Annotated in this window: 26 protein-coding genes and 1 tRNA gene; 12 read left to right on the forward strand and 15 right to left on the reverse strand. The window is 69.4% G+C overall.

The genetic code is table 11. The features are described from left to right. Positions 1-11: 11 nt before the first annotated feature. Entirely contained in the window at positions 12-611 is a 600-nt protein-coding gene (locus DNK52_RS10135) for a 5-formyltetrahydrofolate cyclo-ligase (protein WP_110240880.1), read from the forward strand. Here DNK52_RS10135 and DNK52_RS10140 read toward each other — a convergent pair. Continuing rightward, on the reverse strand, positions 595-3,336 hold the full coding sequence (locus tag DNK52_RS10140; protein ID WP_239455492.1) for a penicillin acylase family protein: 2,742 nt from the start codon (positions 3,334-3,336) through the stop codon (positions 595-597). The two genes, DNK52_RS10135 and DNK52_RS10140, sit on opposite strands and share 17 nt — an antisense overlap. Before the next feature lie 43 nt (positions 3,337-3,379). Here DNK52_RS10140 and DNK52_RS10145 point away from each other — a divergent pair, with 43 nt between their 5' ends. The 3 genes from DNK52_RS10145 (at position 3,380) to DNK52_RS10155 (ending at position 4,916) form a co-directional block, all read left to right on the forward strand. Continuing rightward, complete coding sequence (locus DNK52_RS10145; RefSeq protein ID WP_110240881.1) at positions 3,380-3,718, forward strand: FmdB family zinc ribbon protein; 339 nt, start codon at positions 3,380-3,382, stop codon at positions 3,716-3,718. 110 nt (positions 3,719-3,828) lie between these two features. Beyond that, complete coding sequence (locus DNK52_RS10150; RefSeq protein ID WP_110240882.1) at positions 3,829-4,494, forward strand: SAF domain-containing protein; 666 nt, start codon at positions 3,829-3,831, stop codon at positions 4,492-4,494. A 47-nt stretch (positions 4,495-4,541) separates the two neighbouring features. Continuing rightward, positions 4,542-4,916: an MscL family protein gene (locus DNK52_RS10155; protein WP_110240883.1), complete on the forward strand. Its 375-nt coding sequence runs from the start codon at positions 4,542-4,544 to the stop codon at positions 4,914-4,916. 4 nt (positions 4,917-4,920) lie between these two features. Here the strand turns inward: DNK52_RS10155 and DNK52_RS10160 are convergent, their stop codons facing one another. Next, on the reverse strand, positions 4,921-5,193 hold the full coding sequence (locus DNK52_RS10160; protein ID WP_110240884.1) for a hypothetical protein: 273 nt from the start codon (positions 5,191-5,193) through the stop codon (positions 4,921-4,923). Positions 5,194-5,231: 38 nt separating this feature from the next. Continuing rightward, positions 5,232-6,428: an LCP family protein gene (locus DNK52_RS10165; RefSeq protein WP_162598720.1), complete on the reverse strand. Its 1,197-nt coding sequence runs from the start codon at positions 6,426-6,428 to the stop codon at positions 5,232-5,234. Between the two features lie 124 nt (positions 6,429-6,552). Between DNK52_RS10165 and DNK52_RS10170 the strand changes: the two genes are divergently transcribed. Then, the gene (locus tag DNK52_RS10170) at positions 6,553-7,746 is read left to right on the forward strand and encodes a saccharopine dehydrogenase family protein (protein WP_110240886.1); all 1,194 of its coding nucleotides are present in this window, start codon (positions 6,553-6,555) and stop codon (positions 7,744-7,746) included. Between the two features lie 21 nt (positions 7,747-7,767). Here DNK52_RS10170 and DNK52_RS10175 read toward each other — a convergent pair whose 3' ends face one another. From DNK52_RS10175 to DNK52_RS10190, 4 genes are all read right to left on the reverse strand, one after another. Then, complete coding sequence (locus tag DNK52_RS10175; protein WP_110240887.1) at positions 7,768-8,658, reverse strand: hypothetical protein; 891 nt, start codon at positions 8,656-8,658, stop codon at positions 7,768-7,770. Continuing rightward, a complete protein-coding gene (locus DNK52_RS10180) occupies positions 8,649-8,996 on the reverse strand; it encodes a hypothetical protein (protein ID WP_110240888.1) in 348 nt (115 codons plus the stop codon). Before DNK52_RS10180 ends, DNK52_RS10175 begins: the two co-directional genes overlap by 10 nt. After that, positions 8,993-9,382 carry a hypothetical protein gene (locus DNK52_RS10185; protein ID WP_162598721.1) on the reverse strand — a complete coding sequence of 130 codons (390 nt, stop codon included), beginning with the start codon at positions 9,380-9,382 and terminating at the stop codon, positions 8,993-8,995. The genes DNK52_RS10180 and DNK52_RS10185 overlap by 4 nt, the downstream gene beginning before the upstream one ends. 139 nt (positions 9,383-9,521) lie before the next feature. Further along, positions 9,522-9,594: transfer RNA gene (locus tag DNK52_RS10190), tRNA-Arg, on the reverse strand. 119 nt (positions 9,595-9,713) lie between these two features. Here DNK52_RS10190 and DNK52_RS10195 point away from each other — a divergent pair. From DNK52_RS10195 to DNK52_RS10205, 3 genes are read left to right on the forward strand one after another with little or no spacing between them, the layout of a single operon-like run. Beyond that, positions 9,714-11,606, forward strand: coding sequence for a beta-propeller domain-containing protein (locus tag DNK52_RS10195; RefSeq protein ID WP_110240890.1), 1,893 nt, complete (start codon positions 9,714-9,716; stop codon positions 11,604-11,606). 4 nt (positions 11,607-11,610) lie between these two features. After that, positions 11,611-11,880 (forward strand): DUF2277 domain-containing protein, encoded by a 270-nt coding sequence (locus DNK52_RS10200; protein ID WP_110240891.1) that lies wholly within the window; start codon positions 11,611-11,613, stop codon positions 11,878-11,880. Continuing rightward, positions 11,870-12,727 (forward strand): Sir2 family NAD-dependent protein deacetylase, encoded by an 858-nt coding sequence (locus DNK52_RS10205; RefSeq protein WP_110240892.1) that lies wholly within the window; start codon positions 11,870-11,872, stop codon positions 12,725-12,727. The genes DNK52_RS10200 and DNK52_RS10205 overlap by 11 nt, the downstream gene beginning before the upstream one ends. Here DNK52_RS10205 and DNK52_RS10210 read toward each other — a convergent pair. Beyond that, positions 12,714-13,403: an iron-dependent transcriptional repressor DtxR gene (locus DNK52_RS10210; protein WP_110241196.1), complete on the reverse strand. Its 690-nt coding sequence runs from the start codon at positions 13,401-13,403 to the stop codon at positions 12,714-12,716. The genes DNK52_RS10205 and DNK52_RS10210 overlap by 14 nt on opposite strands. A gap of 47 nt (positions 13,404-13,450) precedes the next feature. Between DNK52_RS10210 and DNK52_RS10215 the strand changes: the two genes are divergently transcribed. Next, entirely contained in the window at positions 13,451-14,221 is a 771-nt protein-coding gene (locus DNK52_RS10215) for a hypothetical protein (protein ID WP_162598722.1), read from the forward strand. 37 nt (positions 14,222-14,258) lie between these two features. On the opposite strand, the gene DNK52_RS10220 is transcribed toward DNK52_RS10215, so the two are convergent. The 5 genes from DNK52_RS10220 to pdxH form a co-directional block, all read right to left on the reverse strand. Next, the gene (locus DNK52_RS10220) at positions 14,259-14,726 is read right to left on the reverse strand and encodes a MarR family winged helix-turn-helix transcriptional regulator (RefSeq protein WP_110240894.1); all 468 of its coding nucleotides are present in this window, start codon (positions 14,724-14,726) and stop codon (positions 14,259-14,261) included. After that, a complete protein-coding gene (locus tag DNK52_RS10225) occupies positions 14,723-16,318 on the reverse strand; it encodes an MDR family MFS transporter (RefSeq protein ID WP_239455493.1) in 1,596 nt (531 codons plus the stop codon). The genes DNK52_RS10220 and DNK52_RS10225 overlap by 4 nt, the downstream gene beginning before the upstream one ends. 444 nt (positions 16,319-16,762) lie before the next feature. Next, on the reverse strand, positions 16,763-18,802 hold the full coding sequence (locus tag DNK52_RS10230) for an ABC transporter ATP-binding protein (RefSeq protein ID WP_110240895.1): 2,040 nt from the start codon (positions 18,800-18,802) through the stop codon (positions 16,763-16,765). After that, complete coding sequence (locus DNK52_RS10235) at positions 18,799-20,532, reverse strand: ABC transporter ATP-binding protein (protein WP_110240896.1); 1,734 nt, start codon at positions 20,530-20,532, stop codon at positions 18,799-18,801. Before DNK52_RS10235 ends, DNK52_RS10230 begins: the two co-directional genes overlap by 4 nt. A gap of 68 nt (positions 20,533-20,600) precedes the next feature. Then, complete coding sequence (gene pdxH, locus DNK52_RS10240) at positions 20,601-21,251, reverse strand: pyridoxamine 5'-phosphate oxidase (protein ID WP_110240897.1); 651 nt, start codon at positions 21,249-21,251, stop codon at positions 20,601-20,603. Positions 21,252-21,363: 112 nt separating this feature from the next. Here pdxH and DNK52_RS10245 point away from each other — a divergent pair, with 112 nt between their 5' ends. Together DNK52_RS10245 and DNK52_RS10250 are read left to right on the forward strand one after the other, a co-directional pair. Further along, a complete protein-coding gene (locus tag DNK52_RS10245; protein ID WP_110240898.1) occupies positions 21,364-22,467 on the forward strand; it encodes a citrate synthase 2 in 1,104 nt (367 codons plus the stop codon). A gap of 156 nt (positions 22,468-22,623) precedes the next feature. Continuing rightward, positions 22,624-23,055: a DUF5709 domain-containing protein gene (locus tag DNK52_RS10250; RefSeq protein ID WP_110240899.1), complete on the forward strand. Its 432-nt coding sequence runs from the start codon at positions 22,624-22,626 to the stop codon at positions 23,053-23,055. Positions 23,056-23,124: 69 nt separating this feature from the next. Here the strand turns inward: DNK52_RS10250 and DNK52_RS10255 are convergent, their stop codons facing one another. Then, on the reverse strand, positions 23,125-23,790 hold the full coding sequence (locus tag DNK52_RS10255) for a VldE C-terminal domain-containing protein (protein ID WP_162598723.1): 666 nt from the start codon (positions 23,788-23,790) through the stop codon (positions 23,125-23,127). A gap of 121 nt (positions 23,791-23,911) precedes the next feature. Then, positions 23,912-24,409: a GNAT family N-acetyltransferase gene (locus DNK52_RS10260; RefSeq protein ID WP_110240901.1), complete on the reverse strand. Its 498-nt coding sequence runs from the start codon at positions 24,407-24,409 to the stop codon at positions 23,912-23,914. Between the two features lie 132 nt (positions 24,410-24,541). On the opposite strand from DNK52_RS10260, the gene serC reads away from it, so the two are divergent. Continuing rightward, positions 24,542-25,669, forward strand: coding sequence for a phosphoserine transaminase (gene serC, locus DNK52_RS10265; protein ID WP_239455494.1), 1,128 nt, complete (start codon positions 24,542-24,544; stop codon positions 25,667-25,669). The last annotated feature ends 60 nt before the right edge of the window (positions 25,670-25,729 follow it).

The following is a 25,729-nucleotide window of genomic DNA, read 5'->3' on the forward strand; positions in this document are numbered from 1 at the left end:
AGGCTGATCAGGTGACTGGCGAAGAGTTCCCCCACAATGCGGCCGCCAAGCAGCAGTTGCGCACCCGGGTGCTGGACGCCCGCGCGGCCCTCACCGCAGCCGAGCTCGCCACCACCGCCGAGCTCATCGCCGACCACGTGGATGCGCTGCTCGACCGGGGACCCTGCCTGGCGGCGTACGTGTCGATGGGCTCCGAGCCCGGCACGGACGTGCTGCTCACGAGGGTGTGGGCCCGCGGCGTACGGGTCCTGCTCCCGGTCCTGCTGCCGGACAACGACCTCGACTGGGCCACGTACGAGGGCCCCGGCTCACTGGCCGCGGCCGGGCGCGGACTCCGCGAACCACGTACGCCGCTGCTGGGGGTCGACGCGATCACCGACGCCGACCTGGTGCTGGTGCCCGGGCTCGCGGTCTCGCGCGACGGCGTACGTCTGGGGCGCGGAGGTGGCTCCTACGACCGGGCGTTGGCGCGGATCGCGCGGGTGAGGCCCCCGATCCCGACCATGGTCGCGCTGCACCCCGGCGAGGTCGGGCTGGCGGTGCCCGCCGAGCCCCACGACCGCACCGTCAACCTGGTCGTCACCCGCGAGGGCGTCACGCGTCCGGGGTGAGCACCAACCGGTCACCACCCGACCGGACCCGGTCCCGGGTCCAGGTCCAGGGCAACGTCCGGCCCTGGACGAAGAGCTCGGTCTGGTCGGAGTAGTGCGGCGACGCGGGGTGACCCGAGACGCCGGTGAGCGAGACCCACACCGAGTCGTCGAAGTCGGCGAGGTCGACCACCATCCGCATCGACGGAGCACTGGTGACATTGAACCCTTCCCCGGCCTGCCAGGCGGTCGCGTTGGGGGCCGACGACCCGCCGCCGATGCCGCCCCCGTTGCGGTTGAAGATCGCCTCGACGAGGCCGATACCGGAGGTGCCGAGACTCTGGTGGGTCAGTTCGAGTTGGTGCAGGTGACCCCACGACCACTCCCGGGGTCGCACCGACCGGAGTTGGGTCAGCTCGTCGCGGGCCTCGACCAGGGCCTGGCGCAGCACCACGTCGCGGTCCTCGATCTCATCGTCGGTGCGTCGGTCGTCCCACAGCGCGTGGGACGGACGGGTGAGCAGCTCTTCGAGCACCTGGACCCAGCGACTGCCACCGTCGGGATGGATCCGCGCCCGCAGGTCGTCGTGGAAGGTGAGGGCCAGCACCCGCTCGGCGACGACGTTGAAGTAGGCCGCGGCGGCACTGTCCGGGTCGTCCTGGAAGTCCCACCCGGCCAGCAGGTCGACCCCCTCACCGACGTACGTGCCGAGGTCGTCGCGCTCGGCGACCTCGAGCAGGTGCGGGACCAGCGCGCGGGCCATCGGGTTGTCGGCGTCGAGCTGGATCCGGCTCATGTCGGCGACCGTGAGCTCGCTGCGACCCTCGAGCAGCTCACGGATCCGTTGGGCCCGGTAGCCGGCGTCCCAGTCGTCGGTGAGGTAGGGCTCCTGGTCAGGTCCGGTGACGGCCTGGTTGGCGGTCACGATGACCCCGTCGGCGGGATTCAGCACCGACGGCAGCTCGTCGAAGGGCACGTGCCGGCCGGTCCAGTCGTTCGCCTTCACCCAGCCGGCGGCTGGCCTGCGACCGTCGTGATCCTTGCGCCGCACCGGCACCTTGCCCGGTGCCTGGTAACCGATGTTGCCGTCCCGGTCGGCGTAGACGAGGTTCTGCGAGGGGACGTCGAAGAGCGCGGCCGCCTCGCGGAACGACTCCCAGTCCTCTGCCCGGTTGAGCGCGAAGATCGCGTCCGCGGTCGTGCCGGGCTGCAGGGCGGTCCAGGCCAGCGCGACGGCGTACGGCTCCGTGGCCGCCCACGCAGGAGGGGTTGCGCGAGCAGCCGCGTTGGCCCCGATCGAGCTGGTCTCCTGGTCCACGTCGGAGATCAGCGGTCCGTGCTCGGTGGCGCGCACGGTGAGGTCGAAGTCCTCCTCGCCGCGCACCTCGATGGTCTCGCGTCGGCGCGTGAGTGGCTTGGACTCCCTGCCGTGCTCCCAGCGCTCGCCGGTGACCCGCTCCAGGTAGAGATCCGTCACGTCAGGACCGAGGTTGGTGAACCCCCAGGCGATGGCGGCGTTGTGCCCGATCACGACGCCGGGCAACCCGGAGAACGTGAAACCGGCGACGTCGAGGGTGCACTCGGGCGTGATCTCACGGCAGTGCAGGCCCATCTGCATCCAGATGCCGGGCTGGGTGGCGGACAGGTGCGGGTCATTGGCGAGCAGCGGCATTCCCGACGCGGTCAGTTCGCCGGAGACCACCCACGAGTTGGAGCCGATCCCGTCCCCCTTGCCGAGCAACGCCGGCATCGCGTTGACGCTGCTCCGCACCGAGTCCAGGGCCTGGGCCGCGGCCGGGGCGTCGAGGTCGTCGGACGAGTCGTCGCCGGCGAGGTCAGGCTCCGGCTCGTCGTCGGGCGGGGTGCTTGGGTCTGGACCGGAGTCTGGACTCGAGTCCGGGCCCGAGTCTGGGCCCGAGTCTGGGCCCGAGTCTGGGCCCGAGTCTGGGCTGGGCTCCAGGATGGGCGCCCGGAGCGAGTGCTCGTACTCGGGGTGCAGGGCCTTCACGACCCGCGGCTCGTTGTCGAGTGCAGCGACCGCTCGGTCGATCTCCTTGCTCATGTTGCCGCGCAGGTCCCAGGCCATCGCCTTGAGCCAGGCCAGCGAGTCGACGGCCGTCCACTTCGCCGGCGTGTAGTCCAGACCGGTGAGTCCGAGCAGCGTGTACTCGAGGGCCATCTCGCCGGGCGAGTTCTGGGAGATGTAGGCGTTGACACCCTCGGCGTAGGAGTCGAGGAGCGTACGGGTGCTCGTGCTGATCACTCCGAGCTCCCGCTCGGCGACGCGACGCCATCCCATCGTCCGCACCATCTTGTCGCTGGCCAGCCCCTCGGCACCGAAGAGCTCGGCGAGTCGACCCGCGGTCGCGTGGCGGCGTACGTCCATCTCGAAGAAGCGCTCCTGGGCATGCACGTATCCCTGCGCGCGCACGAGGTCGCGGTCGGTGTCACCGAAGAGGCGCGGGATGCCCTGCTCGTCGCGGAAAACCTCGACCGCGTCACCAAGACCGGGCAGGGTGATCTCGCCGCTCGTGGTGGGCAGCGGCTGGCGGTAGAGGTGCACGGCGATCGCGGTGGTGACAACCAGCGTCAGCACCAACGCACTGACCACCCCGGTGGTGACGTGGGCCCACGTCGGCCAGACCCGGTAGCTCTCCCACCAGGACAGATGCGCAGTCTCGGGGGCGGCGTTCGTGGTGTGCGTGGCGTTCATGCTGTTCGTGGCGTTCGGTCCAGGAGTGGTCATCGTCGGTCATTCTGCCCATTTTTCTTGCCGTAGGATGTGCGACGTGCCGACCTACCAGTACGCCTGCACCCAGTGCGAGCACGCCTTCGAGCAGTTCCAGAGCTTCAGCGACGACACCCTGACCGTCTGCCCCGAGTGCCAGGGTCGGCTCCGCAAGGTGTTCAACGCTGTCGGAGTCGTCTTCAAGGGTTCCGGGTTCTACCGCACCGACAGTCGCTCCGGGTCGTCCTCGAGCCTCGCCGGCTCCAGCGCAGGTGCCTCCGACTCGGGCACTGCCACGGCCACCAAGGATTCCTCCTCGAGCACCTCGAGCACCGCGAGCACCTCGAGCAGTTCGTCCGGCAGTTCGTCCGGCTCGAGCAGTTCGTCCAGCAGCGACTGATCCGCCCGAGACCTCCTCGGGGTCTCCACAGGTCGTCTGGTCGGGTGTGTCTCGCGGCTCCTGTGGATCGTCTCGCTCCGCCGGTGCCGTGACTGCCTACCGTCACGGTCATGGTGACTGACACTGGGCCAACCGGCTCTGCATCACGTGACGTACGCCGGGGTTCCGACCGGGTGCGGCGCCTCCTGCGTACGCGGGTGCTCGCCCACCGTCGCCTGCTCGCCTTCTGCTGCGTGGTCGCGGCGGTCGCCAGTGCGCTGCACGTGCTGGCACCCCCGGCGCCCACGACCGTACGGGTCCGCGTCGCCGCAACCGACGTCGCGGCCGGTAGCGTCCTGGGCGCCGACGACCTGACCTGGGTCGCCTTCGCCGAGGGGACCGTCCCTGACGGCGTCGCCGAGACACCGGTGGGGCGCACCACGACCGGCCCCGTACGCCGCGGCGAGCCGATCACCGACGCCCGCCTCGTCGCGCCGGATCTGATGCAAGGCCACGAGGACCGGGTCGCGGTCCCCGTGCGGTTGCCCGATCCGGCTGCGGTGGCCCTGCTCCGCACCGGTGACAGGGTGGACCTCCTCGCCGCGGACCCGGCCAGCGGGCGGGCGCTCACCGTCGCGCGAACGGCGTTGGTCGTCAGCGTCCCTCACGACGAGGAGGCGGTGGCGAGCCAGGGCCAGGCCGGGCGAGTGGTCGTACTGGCGATCGCTCCCGAAGAGGTGGAAGCCGTGACAGTGGCCGCGGTCCGGGACTTCCTCACCATCGCCTGGTCGGGCTAGCGTTTCAGTGCGGCCATCGCGGCCGCTCACGATCACCAGGAGAGAACATGACTGGCTTCAAGAACTTCATCATGAAGGGCAACCTGATCGAGTTGGCCACGGCCTTCATCATGGCCACTGCCTTCGCGAGCGTGGTCACGGCGACCGTCGCGCTCCTCATGGACCTGATCGGAAAGGTGGGGGGCACCCCCGACTTCTCGAACTACGCACCCGGCGGGGTCTCGGTCGGCGCGTGGCTCACCGCGCTGATCTCGTTCCTGATCCTGGCTGCGGTGGTCTACTTCGCCATCGTCATGCCCTACACCAAGGCCCAGGAGAAGTGGTTCCCGAAGAAGAACGAAGACGAGGTCGGCACTCCCGAGGACGTGGCCCTGCTCACCGAGATCCGCGACCTGCTGCAGGCTCAGCGCGGAGGCCTCTGAGCGCTCAGCCGCCGTGGTGCGGCGGCACCTGCCGCCGCAGCCAGGCGTCGTTCGCTGACTCCTGCGAGCCGCCGCGACCCTGACCCCGTTCGTCACGGGTCGTGGTGGGCAGCACGTCACCGAAGATCTCTGCGAGCCGGCGCTTGCGCTCCCAGTCGGACAACTCCTCGGGGCTTGCTGCACCCGAGGTCGCGGTTTCGGTATCGGCCTCGCCCGGGGCCGACGGGTCGACGTGGACTCCCTCGTCGACTCCGGTCGGTTCCGTGGGTTCAGTCATGGCTGATTCCCCTTCCCCGTCCATCAGGCCCGTCACGGTCAAGCGCAGAGCGCCTTGCCGCGGGCAGCCTCGATCTCGGCCTGGGTGGGCTCCTCGTCTGCCTCCGGGCCGGACGGGCTCGCTGACGGAGAGGGCTTCTCCTTCTTCGACCCGGGCGCCTCGTCCGCGCGGATGGACTTCTCACTCAGCGACTTGCTGAGCGGCTTGTCGCGCGCGATCCGGCTCCAGAGGTCGTCGGCCTCCGCGGTCCACCGAACTCGACCGCGGAACTCCGGCTCCTGCGGGTACTCGAACGGCACCGTGATGAACTCGACCTTGTTGAGCCCGACACCGTTGAGGCTCGCCCCGAGGCCACCCAACTTGGGAATGTCCTTGAGCCCGGGCGAGACGGTCAGCGACTTGGTCGCAGCGTTGAGGAACTTCACCACCCGGTCGGGACGGGTCAGGGTGCCGGCGGAGACCACCTTGTTGACGAGGGAGGCGATGAAGGTCTGCTGGCGGCTGATGCGATCGATGTCCGATCCGCTCCCGACCGCCCGCACGCGCACGTAGTCGAGGGCCTCCTCCCCCATGATCTCGCGCTCGCCCGCGGCAAGGTAGATGCCGTGCTCGGAGTCGTCGATCTCGTAGGGCAGGCAGATCGGGACGCCGCCCACCGCGTCGACCATGCCCTTGAAGCCGTTGAAGTCCAGGACGACGAAGTCGTCGACCCGCACACCGGTGGACTGCTCGAACTGCTCCACGGTGCAGGCTTCCTGCCCCACCGAATAGGCCTTGTTCCACATCTGGTTCTCGCCACCGGGGATCTCGTTGTCCGGTCCGCAGTCGGGGCGGGTGACGAGCGAGTCCCGAGGGATCGACACGCCGTACGCACGACTGCGGTCGGCTGCGATGTGCAGGAGGATCGTGGTGTCGGAACCAGCCGCACCAGTCTCTCCGTCGATCTTGTTGCCCTCCCCGTCACGGGTGTCGGAGGCCATGATCAAGATGCTGATGGCCTGCTTCGGGCCGTACTCCTCAGGGCGGTCATCGACCTGGTTGAAGCCGTCACTGATGTTGAGGTTGCCGTTGAGGTGGCGGTAGACGAAGACGACCGAGAGCCCCGTGACCAGGCCGAGCACCAGCAGCGTGGCCATCAGCACGGTGGCGACGGTGTGCTTCTTCTTCGACTTGCCACGACGTTTGGGAACGCCGGGAGCGCGCGGGGAGAGCGGCTCTTCCTCGGACACAGACACCTCAGGATTTCAGACCATCGCACGACAGGAGTCCTGTCGGACCACTGCCGAATCTACGACAACTTCCCAACTCGCCGCACATCGCATCTTGGGCTCACCTGTGACTCCTGTCACGATGTCCTGCATGCCCACGTCACGCCGCCTCGACCTCGTCCTCCTCGGTGCCACCGGCTTCGCCGGGGCGCTCACCGCAGAGCACCTGGCTGCCCACGCGCCCGCCGGTCTCAGGTGGGCCCTGGCCGGGCGCGACCTCGCCTCCCTCGAGCGGTTGCGTACGCGTCTGGCCGAGACCACCTGCCCGCCGAGCGAGGTGCTGCATGCTGACGTGACGGACGCGACGACGATCCGGGACCTGGCCGCCAGCACCAGGCTGGTGATCACCACGGTCGGCCCCTACCTGCGCCACGGTGAGGCAGTGGTGGCGGCGTGCGCAGCCGCTGGGACCGACTACGTCGACCTGACCGGTGAGGCAGAGTTCGTGGACCGCACCTACCTCCGTCACCACGAGACCGCCGTGCGGACCGGAGCTCGACTGGTCCACTGCTGCGGTTTCGACTCCGTGCCGCACGACCTGGGTGTCCAGTTCACCGTCGAACACCTGCCCGACGACGTGCCGTTGACCGTGCGTGGAGTCGTCCGCTCGTCGGCGGCCTTCTCCGGGGGCACCTTCCACTCGGCCCTGGGTGCGGTGTCGCGGATGAAGCAGGCAAAGGCCACTGCCCGGGAGCGGCGTACGCAAGAACCACGCCCGGAGGGACGATCCTCCCGAGCGGTGGCTCCACGCCCGCAACGTGACCCGGTGCTCAGGTACTGGCTGTTGCCCCTGCCGACGGTCGACCCGATGATCGTGGCCCGGAGCGGCGCGGCCCTGGACTCGTACGGCCCCCGCTTCACGTACTCGCACCACGCCGGGACGAAGACGCTGCCCATGGCTCTTGCCGGTGTCGTGGGGGTGGGTGGACTGGTGGTCGCGGCGCAGGTCCCGGCGGTGCGTCGAGCTCTGGCCGCCAGAGTGCCGGCCGGCAGCGGGCCGAGCGAGGAGAAGCGGGAGCGTTCCTGGTTCACCGTCGACTTCGTCGGCGACGGCGGCGGGAAGCGGGTCCACACCCGGGTCAGCGGAGGGGACCCCGGCTACAGCGAGACTGCAGTGATGCTCGCCGAGTCGGCGCTGTCGCTGCTCCTGGACGACAACCCCACCACCGCCGGCCAGGTCACCACGGCCGTGGCCATGGGACCGAACCTGCGAGCGCGTCTCGTGAGTCACGGTATGCGCTTCGAGGTCGTGGAGGAGTGGGAGCACCTTCCCCCGAACGCCTGAACCGGACGACTGGACCCGATCTCATTCATCTCCAGGTCCCGCGACCACCGTCGCAGCGGCGCCGACCGCGATGTCAGCGAGCACGAGCGGGGGCCTGATCGTCGAAAGGCTCTTCACCACCTCACTCGACCAGGTCACCGGAGTCGCGGGGTGCAGTGGGCCGCGGGTGGGCCGTCGGGCACGAGATGTCCGGGCGAGTGCGCCCAGTGCCGTTTCGGCGCGGACCAGCAGCAGCCTCAGCGCCTCGAAGGAGCGTGCCATGGACTTCAGCGTCCCACTCAGTCTCACCACCAGCATCTCGGCTCGAAGAGCGACCCTGGCCATGACCACGGGGGTCCCGGCGCCGGCGGTGAGAGCCACGGTGACGGCGCTGCTGGTCGCCATGCCGACGAGCTCTGCGATGGCGTCGCGCACCAGCGTCCTGACGGCGTCCACGATCCCCGAAGCCAGCCGCATCGCTGCGGCTCCCGCCTGCAGCAGGGTCGCGAACTGGTCGGCGTCGCGGGCCGTGTCATGGGTGAACCGCCGGCAGGCCTCGATGCTCAGCCCCTCCATCGCCAGGAGGGAGGCAGAGCCACGCCGCAGGTCACCGGCCGCGGTGGTGACCTCACGGGACGCGTCATCGAGTCGGGCGGAGTCGGCCATGACGGCTGGCGGGTCGCCCGCCAGATCGTCCAACCACGTGCGCAGCGGGCCGACGTGTTCCATGGCCCATCCTGCTCCCGCGGCCGCGAGCGCTCCCACAGGATCGACGACCGCTCCGAGAAGACCCATGCCCGCGCTGAGGCCGTGCAACTCGGCTTCGGCCCAGTCCCCGTTGGCCAGGCTGCTGGTCAGCGCAGAGAGATCCTCCGCCACCCCGGCCCCGGCCAGCGGGTCGGGTTCATCGGCCCACCCGGGCATCACGCCCATACCGATCCCGTCCCGTCCTCCACTGTTCCACCCACCGGCCCGATGTCTCCACCCATCAACCGGGCGACCCCTGCATCTGTCTCCTCCAGGTCACGTGCAGTCGCACGTACCGCCCACGCACCCAGTTCCATGAGCTCGCCGCACTCCTTCGCCAGGCCTCGGGCCTGCCACACGAAGACCGACACGGCGGGGGTCAGGAACTGGTTGATCCGACCGAAGTGGTCCGCACCGGCGCTCACCCCGGCCAGTGTCTCGGCCTGCGGGGGGAGAGCATCGGCTGCCTGGTCCCACACGCGGCCGAAACTGCGCAACGAATCAGGGTGGACGTCGAGGTTCATCGCGGCACCACCGCGAAGCGCTGCTCGACCTCGGCCACGATCTGGGCCGCCACCGGGTCGTCGCCCCACGTCTCGCGCGTCCGTCGGGTGACCTGGGCCAGCGCATCGTCGAGCGCCGCTCCCAGGGCCGCCATCGTGGCCCGTGCGAGCATCGCCGGGCCCGTCCGGAGGGCGTGCTCGGTGTACGTGACGCCCAACGCCAACCCGACGTGGTCGACAACGACATCAACCCCGTCGGCGCTGCCGTGCCCGCGGAGCTCCACCAAGTCTGCAGAGAAGGCGCGGGCCCGTTCGACCGCGTCGATCGCGGCCCGGGTCTGGGCGTCGATCCGGCTCAACGCCGCATCGATCGTCTCGGGAGGGGATTGTGTGAGGTCGGAAGGCATGGCAACAACACTGGCCGCACGGCGTACGCCCCGTGTCGCGCTCTCCACAGAGGCGGGAAAGACCCGGCCCTGTGGACGTCTGGTGGCGCTTCGACCCCCTCCGACGCAAGAACCCCCGCACGTGGCGGGGGTTCTGACGTGCCCCAGGCAAGAGTCGAACTTGCGACCTTTCGCTTAGGAGGCGGCTGCTCTATCCACTGAGCTACTGGGGCGTGGCGCCCGACCGGAGCCGGATTGCCAGAGCACATCTTGACATGTCCTCTCGAGCGAGGCATCGCCTGTGGCCGGAACCCCCCGGGAACCGATCGGGCCCCGGCCACGTCACACCCCCATGAACTCCTCCCCTGCTCGCCGAGCCGCGCTCCTGGCCACCGGCACCGCCGCCACCCTCGTCACCGCGCTCGGCGTCCTGGTCGCCGGCGTCCACCTCGGCGCTGACGACCCTGACACCGTCGGTCCGTCGCAGGGCAGCGACCCGTTCCGACTCGCCAGCGCCGCGCTCGCGCCCACCGCCTCCTGCGACGCGCTCCTCGACAGCTACCAGGAGCGGGCTCTCGAGCTCGTGGGGCCCTGGGGCTGGCAGGGTGGTGGCGATCAATATTTCGGTGAGCGCACGCCGCTGGCTGGCGACATGGACATGGGCAGCGTCATGTCGAACGAGTCGACCACCAGCGCGAGGACCAGCCGCGCCGAGAGCAGCGAGACCGGCACCAACGTCCAGGAGGCCGGGGTCGACGAGCCCGACACCGTCAAGACCGACGGCGAGCACCTCTTCCGGCTGCACGGATCGCAACTCACCACGTACGACGTCTCGGGCGAGGCCCCCACCGAGCTCGCCACGATCCGGCTGCCCGAGCTGCGCACCGGCGAGATCCTGCTCCACGGCCACCACCTGGTCGCCGTCGGTGACGGTCGCGACCACGATCCCACCACGACGATCACCACGATCGACGTCTCCGAGGCGGCGGCTCCCCGGATCACCGAGACCCTCAGCGTGAGCGCCGCGTCGGTGACGGCGCGCCTGCACGGCGACGTGGTCCGTGTGGTGATCCGCAACGGCCTCCCGGAGCTCGACTTCAAGTACCCCGACGACGAGCGAGGCCAGGTGGGAGCCCGTCGCCACAACGAGCAGGTGGTCTCCGAGACGACGCTCGCCGACTGGCTGCCCCACATCGACGGTGACAGCGCCGTGGAGTGCGCAGCCGTGGCCGTACCGGAGGACCCCGACACGGCTCTCGGCACCGTCACCACCCTGGCCTTCACCCCGGGAGGTGATGAGCGCCGCGCCGTGGCGGTGGCCACCAGCACGGAGATCGCCTACTTCTCCGGCGATCGACTCCACCTCGCCACCCAGGCCAACTGGTTCGGCTTCAGAGGGGGCATGGGGCGCACCTCAGACTCGGCCTCCAGTCCGATCAGGCCGTCGGGCGAGCTCGGTCGCACCCAGCTGTACTCCTTCGCGCTGGACGACCTCGACACCACCTTCGTCGCCGCCGGTGAAGTCAAGGGAGCCATCGCCGACCGGTGGTCCATGGACTCGGCCGACGGCGTCCTGCGGGTGGCGGTCGGCCCGACCGCAGCGACCGGCAACTTCAACTCGGTCGTCACCCTCGGCGAGGAGGACGGGCTGCTCGTCGAGCGAGGGCGCGTCGACAAGTTGGGCATCGACGAGGAGATCAAGTCGGTGCGCTGGTTCGACGACCTCGCCCTGGTCGTCACCTTCCGCGAGGTGGATCCGCTGTACGCCATCGACCTCTCCGAGCCGGCCGCACCAGTCCTGCTCGGCGAGCTCAAGATCCCCGGATTCAGCGAGTACCTGCACCCGATCGGTCCGCACCGGATGATCGGCATCGGGCAGGACGCGGCCGACGACGGCACGACCACGGGTGCCCAGGCGGCCCTCTTCAACGTGTCCGACCTGACCAACCTGCGCCGCGCCGACGTGGTGGCCTACCCCGCACACACGTACGCAGCCGCAGGTCAGGATCCGCGCCAGTTCACCTGGCTGCCCGAGAAGCGCACCGCCCTCACCGTCATCACCGACCCCTGGGACGGGCGTACGGCCTGGGTCTCGACGCTCAGGGTGAGGAGCGGGAAGTTGCAGGAGAGCCGCACCCGGGTCACGTACGGCGACAACGCTGCCCTGGTCCGGACGGTGCCGCTGGCCTCCGGAAAGGTCGTGCTCGTCACGGACGACGAGGTGACCTTCTTCGACGTAGATTGATCGCATGTGCCGCAACATCCGCCCGCTCAACAACTTCGAGCCGCCGGCCACGAACGACGAGGTGACGGCCGCCGCGCTGCAGTACGTGCGCAAGGTCGCCGGGACGACCAAGCCGTCGGCCGCCAACCAGGCCGCCTTCGACGAGGCCGTCGCGGAGATCGCCCACACCACCCGCCACCTGCTCGACGCACTGGTCACCACCGCACCGCCGAAGGACCGGGAGGTCGAGGCCGTCAAGGCTCGCGCCCGGGCCCAGGCCCGTTATGCCCGCTGAGTCGTACGAGGTCGAGGCCGCGCTCGACCTCCTGGCGGCGCGCCCGTTGGTGGTGCTGACCGGCGCGGGTCTCTCCACCGACTCGGGCATCCCCGACTACCGCGGCCCGGGCTCCACCGCGCGGTTGCCGATGACCTTCCAGGAGTTCGTCGCCACCCCCACCGCCAGGCAGCGCTACTGGGCCCGCAGCCACGTGGGCTGGGCGCGGATGCGGGGCGCCGAGGCCAACATCGGCCACCACGCCCTGGCCGAGATCACCCCTGACCTGCTCATCACCCAGAACGTCGACGGACTGCACGAGGCCGCGGGGTCACGCGAAGTGGTCGCTCTCCACGGGCGGATCAGCGACGTCATCTGCCTTGACTGTCGATCGGTCAGCTCCCGGGCCGACCTCCAGGCGCGCATGCAGGCGGCCAACCCCGGCTGGATCCAGACGCACGACGCTTCAGAGATCCGTCCCGACGGCGACGTGGCCCTCGAGGAGACGGACGGGTTCGTCGTGCCGCCCTGCTCGAGCTGTGGTGGCGTGCTCAAACCCGACGTGGTGTTCTTCGGGGAGAACGCGCCACCCGACCGGGTGAGCCGCTGCTACGAAGCGGTGGAGTCGGTCGCTGCCCGCGCGGGAGCGATGCTGGTCGCCGGCTCCTCCTTGACGGTGATGAGCGGGCTGCGCTTCGTGAAACGCGCCGCGAGGGTCGGCATCCCCGTGGTCATCGTCAATCGGGGCGCCACGCGCGGCGACGCGCTGGCGAGCCACAAGGTCGAGGTCGGGTGCAGCGACTTCCTGGCGGACCTGGCCGACGTGCGGCACCCGGTCGCTGGTGTCGGGAGCCTCAGACGACGGTGACGAAGATGTGGTCGGCCGACTCGTACTCGATCTCGGCGGTCTCGCCGCCGGATCCGACCAGCACGCCCTCGGCGGTGGCGACGATCTTGATGGTCTTGTCCGGCACCGCGCCGACCCGGCGCAGCGTCGCCATCAGGGCCTCGTCCTTCTGCATCTCCTCGGAGATCCGGCGCACGTGCACGCGCGCCTGGCTGAAGGTGGCGATCTTGGAGAGCGCCTCGACGCCGCCGTCCATGAACGACTCGGAGACGTGCTCCTGGCCGAGCTCCTCCAGACCCGGGATCGGGTTGCCGTACGGCGACTCCGTGGGGTTGTCGAGCAGCTCGAGGAGACGGCGCTCCACGGTCTCCGACATGACGTGCTCCCAGCGGCACGCCTCGGCGTGCACGAGCTCCCAGGGCAGGCCGATGATGTCGGTGAGGAGGCGTTCGGCGAGGCGGTGCTTGCGCATCACCCGGGTCGCCAGCCGCAGGCCCTCCTCGGTGAGCTCCAGGTGGCGGTCGCCCTCCACGGTGAGCAGGCCGTCGCGCTCCATGCGGGCCACCGTCTGCGAGACCGTGGGTCCGCTCTGGTGGAGCCGCTCGGCGATCCGCGCTCGCAACGGCACGATCCCCTCCTCCACGAGCTCGAAGATCGTGCGGAGATACATCTCGGTGGTGTCGATGAGGTCGCTCACGGAGCCCATTGTGTCGCATCACCTCCAGAAGTGACACGCTGGCGACCATGAGCACACTGATCGTGCCCCCGCGCTTCTGTGGACCGCCGGTCTCCGGCAACGGAGGGTGGACGGCCGGCGAGCTCGCGGCGCACGTCGAGCACGGCTGCCCCGAGGATCACGGCCTCCGCTGGCCACCTATCCGGGTCCGCCTCTCCCAGCCTCCACCGCTGGCCGTCGAGCTGCCCGTGGTCTCCTCCGACGAGGGGACGACCGTGGTCAACGCGTCGGGCCCGGTGGCCCGGGCGACACTCGTCGACGACGTCATCGAACCTGTCGCACCCGTGTCGTACGCCGATGCGCTCCACGCCGAGACGACGTACGCCGGGCACACGGCCCATCCCTTCCCCACCTGCTTCTCCTGCGGACCCCGACGGGTCGAGGGTGACGGGCTGAGGATCTTCCCCGGCGAGGTGGACCCGGCCGAAGGCCGAAGGCGGGTCGCCGCGACCTGGACGCCACACCCGAGCCTGGCCGAGGACTACCACCTCTACACGGGCGCGGAGCAGCGCGTGAGCCTGGCGACCACCTGGGCAGCGTTGGACTGTGTCGGCGGCTGGTCCGAGGACCTCATCAACCGACCGATGGTGCTCGGCCAGATGACTGCCAGGGTCGACTCACTGCCCGTCATCGGCGTCCCCCACGTCGTGGTCGGTGAGCGTGTGCGCTCCGAGGGGCGCAAGACCTTCACGGCCAGCACCCTGTACGGCCCCGACGACACGGTCGTCGCCGTGGCCACCCACGTGTGGATCTCGGTGGACCCGACCACCTTCGGCTGAGGCGGTCAGGGTCCCTCAGAGGCCTGTTCAGCGTCGGTCAGAAGGCCTGGTCGAGGTCGTCGAAGAGTCTGTTGTAGCGGTGCAGCTGGGCGACCAACCCGGCCAACGCCTCGTCGTCCCACTCGTCCAGACGCTCCCTGAGCCGCTCGCGGCGCACTGCGTCGACGTCGGCCAGACCCTGCTCGCCGGCCGAGGTCAGCTGGAGCAGGCTGGCGCGCTTGTCGTCGGGGTCGGCGGAACGTTCGACCAGACCCAGGTCGATCGCGTGCTGCACCTGACGGCTGACCGCGCCCTTGTCGGTCTCGAAGCATTCGGAGATCAGCGAGGCCCGCACCGCGCCCCGCTCCTTGAGGAAGCGCAGGATCATGTAGGCAGGCGCGGAGAGCTCGGGGTGAACCTGCTCCGCACGAGCACGTACGACCTTGCGCGCCCGGCGCATCAGCACGCCGACCTCCTGCTCGAGGTCGTCGAGCTGTTCGTCGCGCCGGGACCTGATCTCGCTCATCGCTGCGTGACCTTCTCGATCTCGTCGGCACGCTGGACGGTGCGTCGCAACGGCACCTCCTTGATGAAGAGGATGCAGAAGAACGAGAAGAAGGCGAAGGGGACGGTGAGGGCGAAGATGGTGGCGATGGCATCACCGTACGCGTTCTCGAAGATCAGACGGATCGGCGCCGGCAGCTCGGACAGGTTGGGCACCGAGCTCGAGTTGCCCGAGCCGGCGATCTCCAGACCGAGCTTGTCGAGCCCAGCGGTCACCGAGTCGGAGACCTGGTGGGCCAGTACGGCACCCAGGGCGGCGACACCGGCCGATCCACCGATGGAGCGGAAGAAGGCGACCAGGGAGGAGGCCGAGCCCATGTCAGCGGCGGCGGTGTTGTTCTGCACGGCGAGCACGAGGTTCTGCTGGATCGCGCCGACGCCGACTCCCAGGACCGCCATGAAGAGGCCGACCTGGACCAGGCTGCTCTCCCGGTCAATGGTCCCGAGCAGCCCCAGGCCCACGATGACGAGCAGGGAGCCGCCGACGAGGTAGCGCTTCCACCGGCCGGTGTCGGAGATGAGCTTGCCCGACACGATGCCGGCGACCAGGGTCCCGGCGACCATGCAGATCGTCATCAGACCCGCCTTGGTCGGGCTCATGCCGCGGGCGAGCTGGAAGTACTGGCTCAGGTAGACACCCGAGCCGAACATCGCGATGCCGACGGTGATCGAGGCAGCGGTGGCCAGGGCGGTCGTACGGTCGCGGAAGAGGCGCAACGGGATCACCGGGTCGACGGCCACGTATGCCTCGTACCAGACGGAGAAGCCGATGACGGCGAGCGCGGCGGCAATCAGGACATAGCTCGTGGTGGAGGTCCAGGCGAACTGGTTGCCCGCCAGGGAGACCCACACCAGCAGCAACGAGACACCCGCCATGATCAGCAGCGAGCCGACGTAGTCGATGGTGACCTGCTTGCGGGGGCGCGGAGGCAGGTTGAGGGTGCGCTGCAGGAGGAACCACGCGGCCACGGCGAAGGGCAGCGAGACCCAGAAGCACCAGCGCCAGCCGAGGGTGTCGACGACCAGTCCCCCGACCAGGGGGCCACTGACGGTGGCGACGGCGAAGACCGAACCCATGTAACCGGCGTACCGGCCGCGCTCGCGCGGTGGCACCATCGAGGCGATGACGACCTGGACCAGGGCGGTCAGGCCACCGATGCCGAGCCCCTGGATCACTCGGGCGCTGATCAGCATCTCCATCGAGGTGGAGAACCCGGCTATCAGGGAGCCGAGGGCGAAGATGCTGAGCGCGGTCTGGGTGAGGATCTTCTGGTTGAAGAGGTCGGCGAGCTTGCCCCAGACAGGGGTGGTCGCGGTCATGGCGAGCAGGGTGCCGACGACGACCCAGGTGTAACCGGTCTGGCTGCCTCCGAGGTCGGAGACGATCGGCGGCAGCGCGGTGTTGACGATCGTGGAGGAGACCATGGCCGCGAACATCGCGAGCAGCAGACCGGACAGGGCCTGCAGGATCTGGCGGTGGGTCATCTGCCCGCCGGCCTCGGCGGAGAGGGTCGGGGGCTGCGCCGGGTGGGCGGGAGCGGTGGGAGTGCTCAACGGGGCTCGATTCGGATCAGGGGGTGGCGGTTGGCCACGGCGGGACGGGCGCCAGGAGGATCACTCCATTGGTTGCCGACAGCAACCATACCTCGGAAGGTTGTCATCGACAACCAACTGTTGTCCACGTCTCACCCGATCCCCTCGGACGTCATAGGAGGCGGTCGCCACGGCGACCGTTCCCGATGACGTCCCGGAAGGAGGTTGGACATGCAGCGACCCACAGGCCGTTCCTTGCGGAACGCGAGCCGGGGATGTGTCCGGGCCTGTGGGTCGGGTGTCTGCGTTGGATTCGCCAGAACTCGACTTCCAGCGAAGGCACGAGCTCTACTGGCTCGCAGCCACCTCACTCATCCGAAGAAAACTCACTTTTCGGACCACCTCCTTTCCGTGTCCCACCACGGTAGATCGGGTTCGCCGATCGCTCAAGGGGTTTTTCCGACGTCATTCCTGCGGATCGGCCGCAGCCGCGAACTGGTCCGCAGCCAGGCGCGCGTACGCCCCTCCCGCAGCCAGCAACTCCTCGTGCGAGCCCTGCTCGACGATCGCACCCGCCTCCATCACCAGGATCACGTCCGCATCGCGGATCGTGGAGAGTCGGTGGGCGATGACGAACGACGTACGGTCGGCCCGCAGCGCCGACATCGCCTGCTGCAGCAACAACTCGGTGCGGGTGTCGACCGAGCTGGTGGCCTCGTCGAGGATCAACAACTCCGGGTCGGTCAGGAAGGCCCGCGCGATGGTCACCAGCTGGCGCTCCCCGGCCGAGAGGTTGGAGCCGTCCTCGTCGATGAGCGTCTCGTAGCCGTCCGGCAGCGAGTGCACGAAGCGGTCGACGAAGGTGGCCCTGGCCGCCTCGAGGATCTCCTCACGGGTGGCGTCAGGGCGCCCGAAGGCGATGTTCTCCGCGATCGTGCCCCGGAAGAGCCACGTGTCCTGGAGGACCATGCCGATCCGGCTGCGCAGGTCACTGCGCGCAACGCTGGCGATGTCGACCCCGTCGAGGGTGATCCGGCCCCCGGTGACCTCGTAGAAGCGCATCACCAGGTTGACCAGGGTGGTCTTCCCCGCACCGGTCGGGCCCACGATCGCCACGGTCTGGCCGGGACGGGCGACGAGGGAGAGCCCGCTGATCAGGCTGGAGTCGGGGTCGTAGGAGAAGGAGACGTCCTCGAAACGGACCTCGCCCTCTCCGGCACCCAACCGCGCATGGAGCTCCCCGCTCACGCCGTCGTCCTCCTCGGGCGCGTCGAGGAGCTCGAAGACCCGCTCCGCCGAGGCGACCCCCGACTGCAGCAGGTTGGCCATGGAGGCGACCTGGGAGACCGGCTGGTTGAACTGGCGGGTGTACTGGATGAACGCCTGCACCTCACCCAGCGTCAACGCACCGCTGGTGACCCGGAGACCACCGACGACGGCGACGGCGACGTAGGTGAGGTTGCCGATGAACATCGTGATCGGCATGATCAGCCCGCTCACGAACTGGGCGCTCCACGCTGCCTGGTAGAGCCCGTCGTTCTCCTCGGCAAACTTCACCTCGGAGGCCGGCTGGTGGCCGTAGACCTTGACCAGGGTGTGCCCCGAGAAGGCCTCCTCGATGTGTGAGTTGAGCCGACCCGTCTGGCGCCACTGCGAGACGAAGAGCTTCTGTGAACGCTTCATCACCTGCGCGGCGACCAGCATCGTCAGCGGCACCGAGACCAGGGCGATCAGCGCCAGCAGCGGCGAGATCCACAGCATCATCGCGAGCACCGCGAAGACGCTGAGCAGCGCGGTGAGCAGTTGGCTCAACGTCTGCTGCAGCGACGAGGCGACGTTGTCGATGTCGTTGGTGGCGCGGCTCAGGATCTCCCCGCGCGACTGCCGGTCGAAGTAGTCGAGCGGCAGACGGTGGATCTTGCCCTCCACCTCGCCGCGCAGGCGTCGTACGGTCCCCTGCACGACGTCGTTGAGCAGGTAGCCGGCGAGCCAGGCCAGGACCGCTGCCAGGACGTACAGCACCAGGAGCCAGCCCAGGACCTGCCCGACGGCCCCGAAGTCGACGCCCTGACCGGGGACCAGGTCCATCGCCGCGATCATGTCGGCCCGGGAGTCGTCGCCCTCGGCACGCAACTGCGCGACCGCCTCGTCCTGACTGAGGCCCACCGGCAGGCGGGAGGCCAGCAGACCGGAGAAGACCAGGTCAGTGGCGTGGCCCAGGATCCGCGGTCCGATGGAGGTGATCAGGACACTGACGACCGTCAGCGCGACGACCAACGCCGTACGCGTCCGCTCGGGGCGCATCCGCCCCGCCAGGCGCTTGGCGGAGGGCCAGAAGTCGTTGGCCTTCTCGGCGACCCCGACGGCGCCGGGGCCGTGGCCCGGGCGACCGACCCCGGTGATCCGTTCGGTCGTCTTCAGGTCCCGCCCCTGCTCCCGACCCTGCTCAGGCTCCTGCGGGCCCGGGGCCGTGGCCGGGGCCGCGCCGTTCTCGTCCCCGCTCATGCGACCTCCTCCACGGCACGTTGGGAGCTGACGATCTCCTGGTAGGTCTCGCAGTCGGCGAGCAGCTCGTCGTGGGTGCCCTGACCGACGACCCGGCCGTCGTCCAGCACGACGATGCGATCCGCGTTGCGGATGGTGGCGACCCGTTGGGCCACGATCACCACCGTGGCGTCGCGCACGATCGGCACGAGCGCGGCCCGCAGGTTGGCGTCGGTGGTGAGGTCGAGCGCCGAGAAGGCGTCGTCGAAGAGGTAGAGCGACGGGCGGCGGATCACCGCGCGGGCGATCGCCAGTCGCTGGCGTTGCCCCCCGGAGACATTCGTCCCGCCCTGGACGATGGGGGCCTGCAGACCCTCGGGCATCGCGGCGACGAAGTCCCGGGCCTGAGCGATCTCAAGTGCCTCCCACATCTCCTCGTCGGTCGCGTCCGGCTTGCCGTAGCGCAGGTTGCTGGCCACCGTCCCGCTGAAGAGGAAGGCGCGCTGGGGCACCAGCCCCATGTCGGACCAGAGCACCTGCGGGTCCAGGTCGCGTACGTCGACGCCCCCGACCCGCACGACGCCGCCGGTCGCGTCGAAGAGGCGGGGCACGAGGTTGACCAGGGTCGACTTGCCCGCGCCGGTGGAGCCGACCACGGCCAGGGTCTCACCGGGCCGCGCCGAGATGTCGATCCCGCTGAGCACAGGGCTCTCCGCGCCGGGGTAGCTGAAGGTGACCCCCTCGAGGTCGAGGTGGCCGGGCCGGGTGAAGACCGTCACGGGATCGCTCGGCGGGACCACTGAGGAGTCGGTGTCGAGCACCTCCGCGATCCGGTCGGCACAGACCGAGGCCCGGGGCAACATCATGAAGAGGAAGGTCGCGAGCATCACCGAGGTCACCACCAACATGACGTACGAGATGTAGGCGGTGATGGCGCCGATCTCCATGTCGCCGGCGTCGACGCGCAGACCCCCGAACCAGATCACCCCGACGGTGGCGACGCTGGAGACCAGGGTGACGATCGGGAACATCGAGGCCGACCAGCGGCCGGCCGTGACGGCGACCCGGGTGAGTTCGTCGTTGGCGACCGCGAAACGCTGCTCCTCGTGGCGTTCGCGGACGAAGGCCCGGACCACGCGGACCCCGGTGATCTGCTCGCGGAGCAGTCGGTTGACCTCGTCGATACGGGTCTGCATCTTGCGGAAGCTGGGGATCATCCGGGTCACGATGAAACCGATCGAGAGCGCCAGCACCGGCACCACGACCGCCAGCAGCCACGCCAGACCGACGTCCTCACGCAGCGCCATCAGCACGCCACCGACCATCATGATCGGCGCGCTGACCAGCAGCGTGCAGGCCATCAGGACGATCATCTGTACCTGCTGGACGTCGTTGGTCTCCCGGGTGATCAGGGACGGCGCCCCGAACTGTTGCACCTCACGAGCCGAGAACGTCCCGACCCGGGCGAAGATCGCGGCCCGCAGGTCACGGCCCAGCCCCATCGCCAACCGGGCCGCGAACCAGACCGCCAGGACGGCGCAGAGGGCCTGACCCAGGGCGATGGCGAGCATCCAGGCGCCTCGCCGCCAGATGAAGCCGATGTCGCCGGGCACCACCCCGTCGTCGATGATCTCTGCGTTGATGCTGGGCAGCAGGAGCATGGCCACGGTCGCTCCGAACTGGAGCAGCACCACCGCCGCCAGGTGGGCGCGATACGGGCGCAGGTGTTCGCGCACGAGACGCAGCAGCATCGATTCATCCGTTCCCTGCCCCACGCGGGGCAGCCTCGTGAGGCTACTCGCCATCTCGCGATGTCGCCTCAGGGTTGGCGGCGCACGACCTGCCAGCCGTCGTCGACGCGCGTCCACTCGAGGCGGTCGTGCATCCGTCCGGCGCGCCCCTGCCAGAACTCGACGACCTCGGGACGCAGCCGGTACCCGCCCCAGGTCGGCGGCACCGGCACCTCCCGGCCGGCGAACTGCTCCTCGTAGGCCGCGTACGTACGCTCCAACTCCTCGCGTGAGGAGACCGGTTGCGACTGGCGGGACGCCCAGGCGCCGATCTGCGCCCCACGCGGCCGGAGCCGGAAGTAGGCCGCCACCTCGTCGGCCGACAGCGCCGAGGCGATGGCCTCGACCCGGACCTGGCGCTCGACCGGGTGCCAACCGAAGAGCAGCGCGCAGGCAGGGTTGGCGGCCAGGTCGACCCCCTTGCGTGAGGCGTGGTTGGTGAAGAAGACGAAGCCGCGTTCGTCGAACCCCTTGAGCAGCACCATCCGCGACGACGGTTGCCCGGTCGTCGAGACCGTGGAGAGGACCATGGCGTTGGGTTCGTGCATGCCCGAGTCGAGGGCCTCGGCCAGCCAGAGTCCGAACTGGGCGAGCGGGTCGGCGGCGGCTTCGGCCTCGTCGAGACCGCGGTCCGCGTACTCGTGACGGAGGCGTGCGAGGTGGTCGTGCTCAGGAGGCATGGCACGACGATAGACCGATCCAACGAGACGCCGTGCTGCGCGAAGGGGCAGAATGAATACGGCCCACACCCCCGGGTCGCTGTCCCACCCCCGACGAAGGAGTCGAAGTCGTATGACCGAGGTTCACCACGGACTCGAAGGAATCATTGCGTTCGAGACGCAGATCGCAGAGCCGGACAAGGAGGGCTCAGCACTGCGCTACCGCGGGGTCGACATCGAGGACATCGTCGGCCGGGTCCCCTTCGAGAACATCTGGGGCCTGCTGATCGACGGCTCCTACACCCCCGGCCTCGCGCCCGCCGAGCCCTACAACCTCCCGGTCCACACCGGTGACGTCCGCGTCGACGTCCAGGCCGCAGTCGCGATGCTCGCACCGGCCTTCGGCTTCGGCCAGACCTACGACATCTCCGACGAGCAGGCCCGTGAGGACATCGGCCGCCTCGCCGTCATGGTCCTCTCGTACGCCGCCCAGTCGGCCCGCGGCCTCGACGCCGCCATCGTCCCGCAGAAGACGGTCGACCAGGGCAGCACCCTGGCCGAGAAGTTCCTGATCCGCTGGAAGGGCGAGGCCGACCCCAAGCACGTCAAGGCGATCGACGCCTACTGGTCCTCGGCCGCCGAGCACGGCATGAACGCCTCCACCTTCACCGCCCGCGTCATCACCTCGACCGGCGCCGACGTGGCGGCCGCCTTCTCCGGCGCGATCGGCGCGATGTCCGGCCCGCTGCACGGTGGCGCCCCCTCCCGCGTGCTCGGCATGATCGAGGACGTCGAGAAGAGCGGCGACGCGCGCGCCTACGTCAAGAACCTGCTCGACAACGGCGAGCGCCTGATGGGCTTCGGTCACCGTGTCTACCGCGCCGAGGACCCGCGCGCCCGCGTGCTGCGTCGTACGGCCCGTGAGCTCGACGCCCCGCGCTTCGAGGTCGCCGAGGCGCTGGAGAAGGCCGCCCTGGCCGAGCTCCGCGAGCGCCGTCCTGACCGCGTCCTGGAGACCAACGTGGAGTTCTGGGCGGCCATCGTCCTGGACTTCGCCGAGGTCCCGGCGCACATGTTCACCTCGATGTTCACCTGCGCCCGGACCGGCGGCTGGTCGGCCCACATCCTGGAGCAGAAGAAGACCGGTCGACTGATCCGCCCGTCGGCGATCTACACCGGTCCCGCGGCCCGTCCGGCCGAAGATGTCGACGGCTGGCAGGAGGCCTGGGGCGCCTGACCGGCTCACCCCAGCGCGTCACCACAGCACCGCACGACGGGGCTCGTCACACCTGACGGGCCCCGTTCTGCATGCACGGTTGAAGCCCTCACACCGGGGGTATGGTCGAGGGGCACGACGAACTTTCACCCCTCACGATCTGCACGGAGGTGCTCCATGCCCGGCCCCGACGACAGCGAGCTCTACGGCGACTACAGCGTCGACGACGAGGACCAGCCCCAGGGCGACGGGGACAGCCTCGTCGACAACCGTGGGCTGCGGGAACCGCTGGACGAGGGGTACTCGCCGCCGGAGCGGTGGTCCGTCGCGCAGGGCTACGGCAACACTCCCCAGGAGGAGGCCACCGGCGAGAGCCTCGACCAGCGCCTGGCCCAGGAGGACCCCGAGCCGGACCCCTACGAAGAGGCTGCGAAGGACGAGGAGATCCTCGACGACGGCGAGGTCGGCACCGCGAGGGCCGGTCGTCTGGTCGACACCGAGGGCGGCATCGGCGAGGACCACGAGTCCGACCTGATCGGTGAGGACGTCGGCATCGACGGTGCCGGCGCCAGCGCGGAGGAAGCCGCGATGCACATCATCGAGGAGTGACCTGCCGGACGTCATCAGGAGCGGGCCCTCTGGGGCCCGTTCCTGATGACGTCCCAGCGCGATCCGAGGTCAGTTGCCCTGCTGCGCCTGGTACCAGCTGAGTTGGCCGCGGGCCGCCTTGCGCGTCAGCGAGATGTGCATGTGGTCGCGGTGGCGCAGCGTCACGGAGCACTTGTGCAGATGCTTCATGGTCTTCTTCTTGGTCTTCTTCACGCATGATGAGCTCACGTAGTCCGCCCTCTTGAAGCCGCGGTACGACGACCAGATCTTGTCGTTCCAGATGATGTACATGATTCCCATCCGGCGTGCCAGCGCATCCGCATTGCCCTCAGCGTCCGGCGCGAAGATCTCCCTGAGGAACGTCTTCGCCAACACCCGGTCCCTCTTGCTCCTGGCATCGAGCGTCCAGTCGAAGGCCCGTGACTCGTGGTGCTCGGAGGTCGCCTTCTCCGGGCAGGCACGCGAGATCCCCCCGTACGCGCCGCCGCGCGACTCCAGGTGCTGAGCCAGGAGCCGGATCCCGGCCCGTGGCTTGCGGATGCACTTCGTCGGCGGCTGGTAGCCGGCGTAGTTCTCGATCGGGGTGACGAAGACCGCCCCCTGGCCGCTTCGCGCGGCGGCTGCGTTCGACGTCGTCGAGACCCCGCTCAACAGGGCGCCGATCATCACGAGTCCCACCAGCAACCCGATACGTCCTGGTGCGTGGCGCCTCGCGCGTGTGTCCTGATCGCCCATCACTGATTTCATCCTTGTCCCGAGACATGTGGTGCATACCCAAAAAAGGGGATCACACAAGTCTGTCTCGGCGTGGCGGAACCGAGAAATCAATGGCCGACCAGGGAGAATGCGCCGCCGATCAGCGGGTGAGCCACTTGGCGAAGCAGCGCGAGAGCGGTGAGTCCCGGTGGTGGCCGAACCCCGGCACCGGGACGTACCCCCTGCGCTCGTAGAGCGCGATCGCCTCAGGTTGGTTGATGCCGGTCTCCAGGACCACCGCATCGGCACCCGTCGCCCGGGCGTCGTCCTCCAACGCTTCGAGCAGGAGAGCGGCGATCCCTCGTCGACGCAGCCCGTCGACCACGAACATCCGCTTCAGCTCCACGCAACGCTGCGCGTCCAGGCCGTCCGGGGTCGCGTGCCAGCGCCACGCGCCGGTCGCCACCGGTACGCCCTCGACGTACCCGACCAGGAAGGTGCCGCGGCCCGGTTCGAACTCGCCCGGGTCGATCGGCGCCTCGTCCTCTCCCCCGTACCGCTGGACGTACTCCGCCTGCACCATGGCGACCAGGAGCGCCGCGTCCGGGTGCGTGATCGTCCGGCGTTCGAGGCGAAGCCCGTGAGGTGGAGTCGTCATGGGAAGATCCATTTCATTGAAGTGCCGTCCCGAGTGACACAGTAGGCACAGTAAAGACCCTGCTGCTGACAGTGTCGTCAGGACTCCCCCACCGCCCGAGCCTCGGCCCGGGACAAACCGAAAGGATGTCCGGTGACCAGCACCGACGCCATCAAGATCCCCGCCGAGCTACTGCCTGTTGACGGCCGCTTCGGCGCGGGCCCTTCCAAGATCTCCACCACCGCGCTCGACGCCCTCGCCGCGACCGGCGACACGCTCATGGGCACGTCGCACCGCCAGGCCCCGGTCAAGAACACCGTCGGCCGCGTACGCGACGGACTGACCTCGCTCTTCAACCTGCCCGACGGCTACGAGATCGTCCTGGGCAACGGCGGCGCCACCGCCTTCTGGGACATCGCCGCCTTCGGCCTGGTCCGCAACAAGAGCCAGCACCTGAGCTTCGGCGAGTTCTCCTCGAAGTTCGGCACCTCAGTCAAGAAGGCCCCGTGGCTGGCCGACCCGACGATCATCACCGCGGAGCCCGGATCGCGCCCTGACCCGGTCGCCGAGGAGGGTGTGGACGTCTACGGCTGGGCGCACAACGAGACCTCGACCGCCGTCATGGCGCCGGTCCTGCGCCCGGCCGGCATCGACGACGACGCCCTCGTCGTGGTCGACGCGACCTCGGGGGCCGGTGGCCTGCCGGTCGACCTGAACGAGGTCGACGCCTACTACTTCGCGCCGCAGAAGTGCTTCGCCTCCGACGGCGGACTCTGGATCGCGGCGATGAGCCCCCGGGCCCTCGCTCGCGCCGAGGAGATCGCTGCCTCCGACCGTTACATCCCGCCGTTCTTCGACCTGCCGACCGCGATCGACAACTCGAAGAAGAACCAGACCTACAACACCCCGGCGGTCGCCACCCTCTTCCTGATGGCTGAGCAGCTCGACTGGATGAACGCCAACGGTGGCCTCGACGGCATGGTGGCGCGCACGACGGCCTCCTCCGACGCCCTGTACGGCTGGGCCGAGAAGACCGCCTACACGACCCCGTACGTCGCGGACCCGTCGCACCGTTCGCTGGTGATCGGCACCATCGACTTCGACGACAGCATCGACGCGGCCGTCGTCGCCAAGGTGCTGCGTGCCAACGGCATCGTCGACACCGAGCCCTACCGCAAGCTCGGCCGCAACCAGCTGCGCGTGGCGATGTACCCGGCGATCGACGCCTCCGACGTCGAGCTCCTCACGAAGGCGATCGACCACGTGGTGGGCCAGCTCTGATCAGCTGACCTGACGCAGAAGGGCCCCGACCACTTGGTCGGGGCCCGTTCTGCGTCCGTG

This window comes from Nocardioides gilvus, from assembly GCF_003194605.1.
In the GTDB taxonomy this organism is placed as follows: Bacteria; Actinomycetota; Actinomycetes; order Propionibacteriales; family Nocardioidaceae; genus Nocardioides; species Nocardioides gilvus.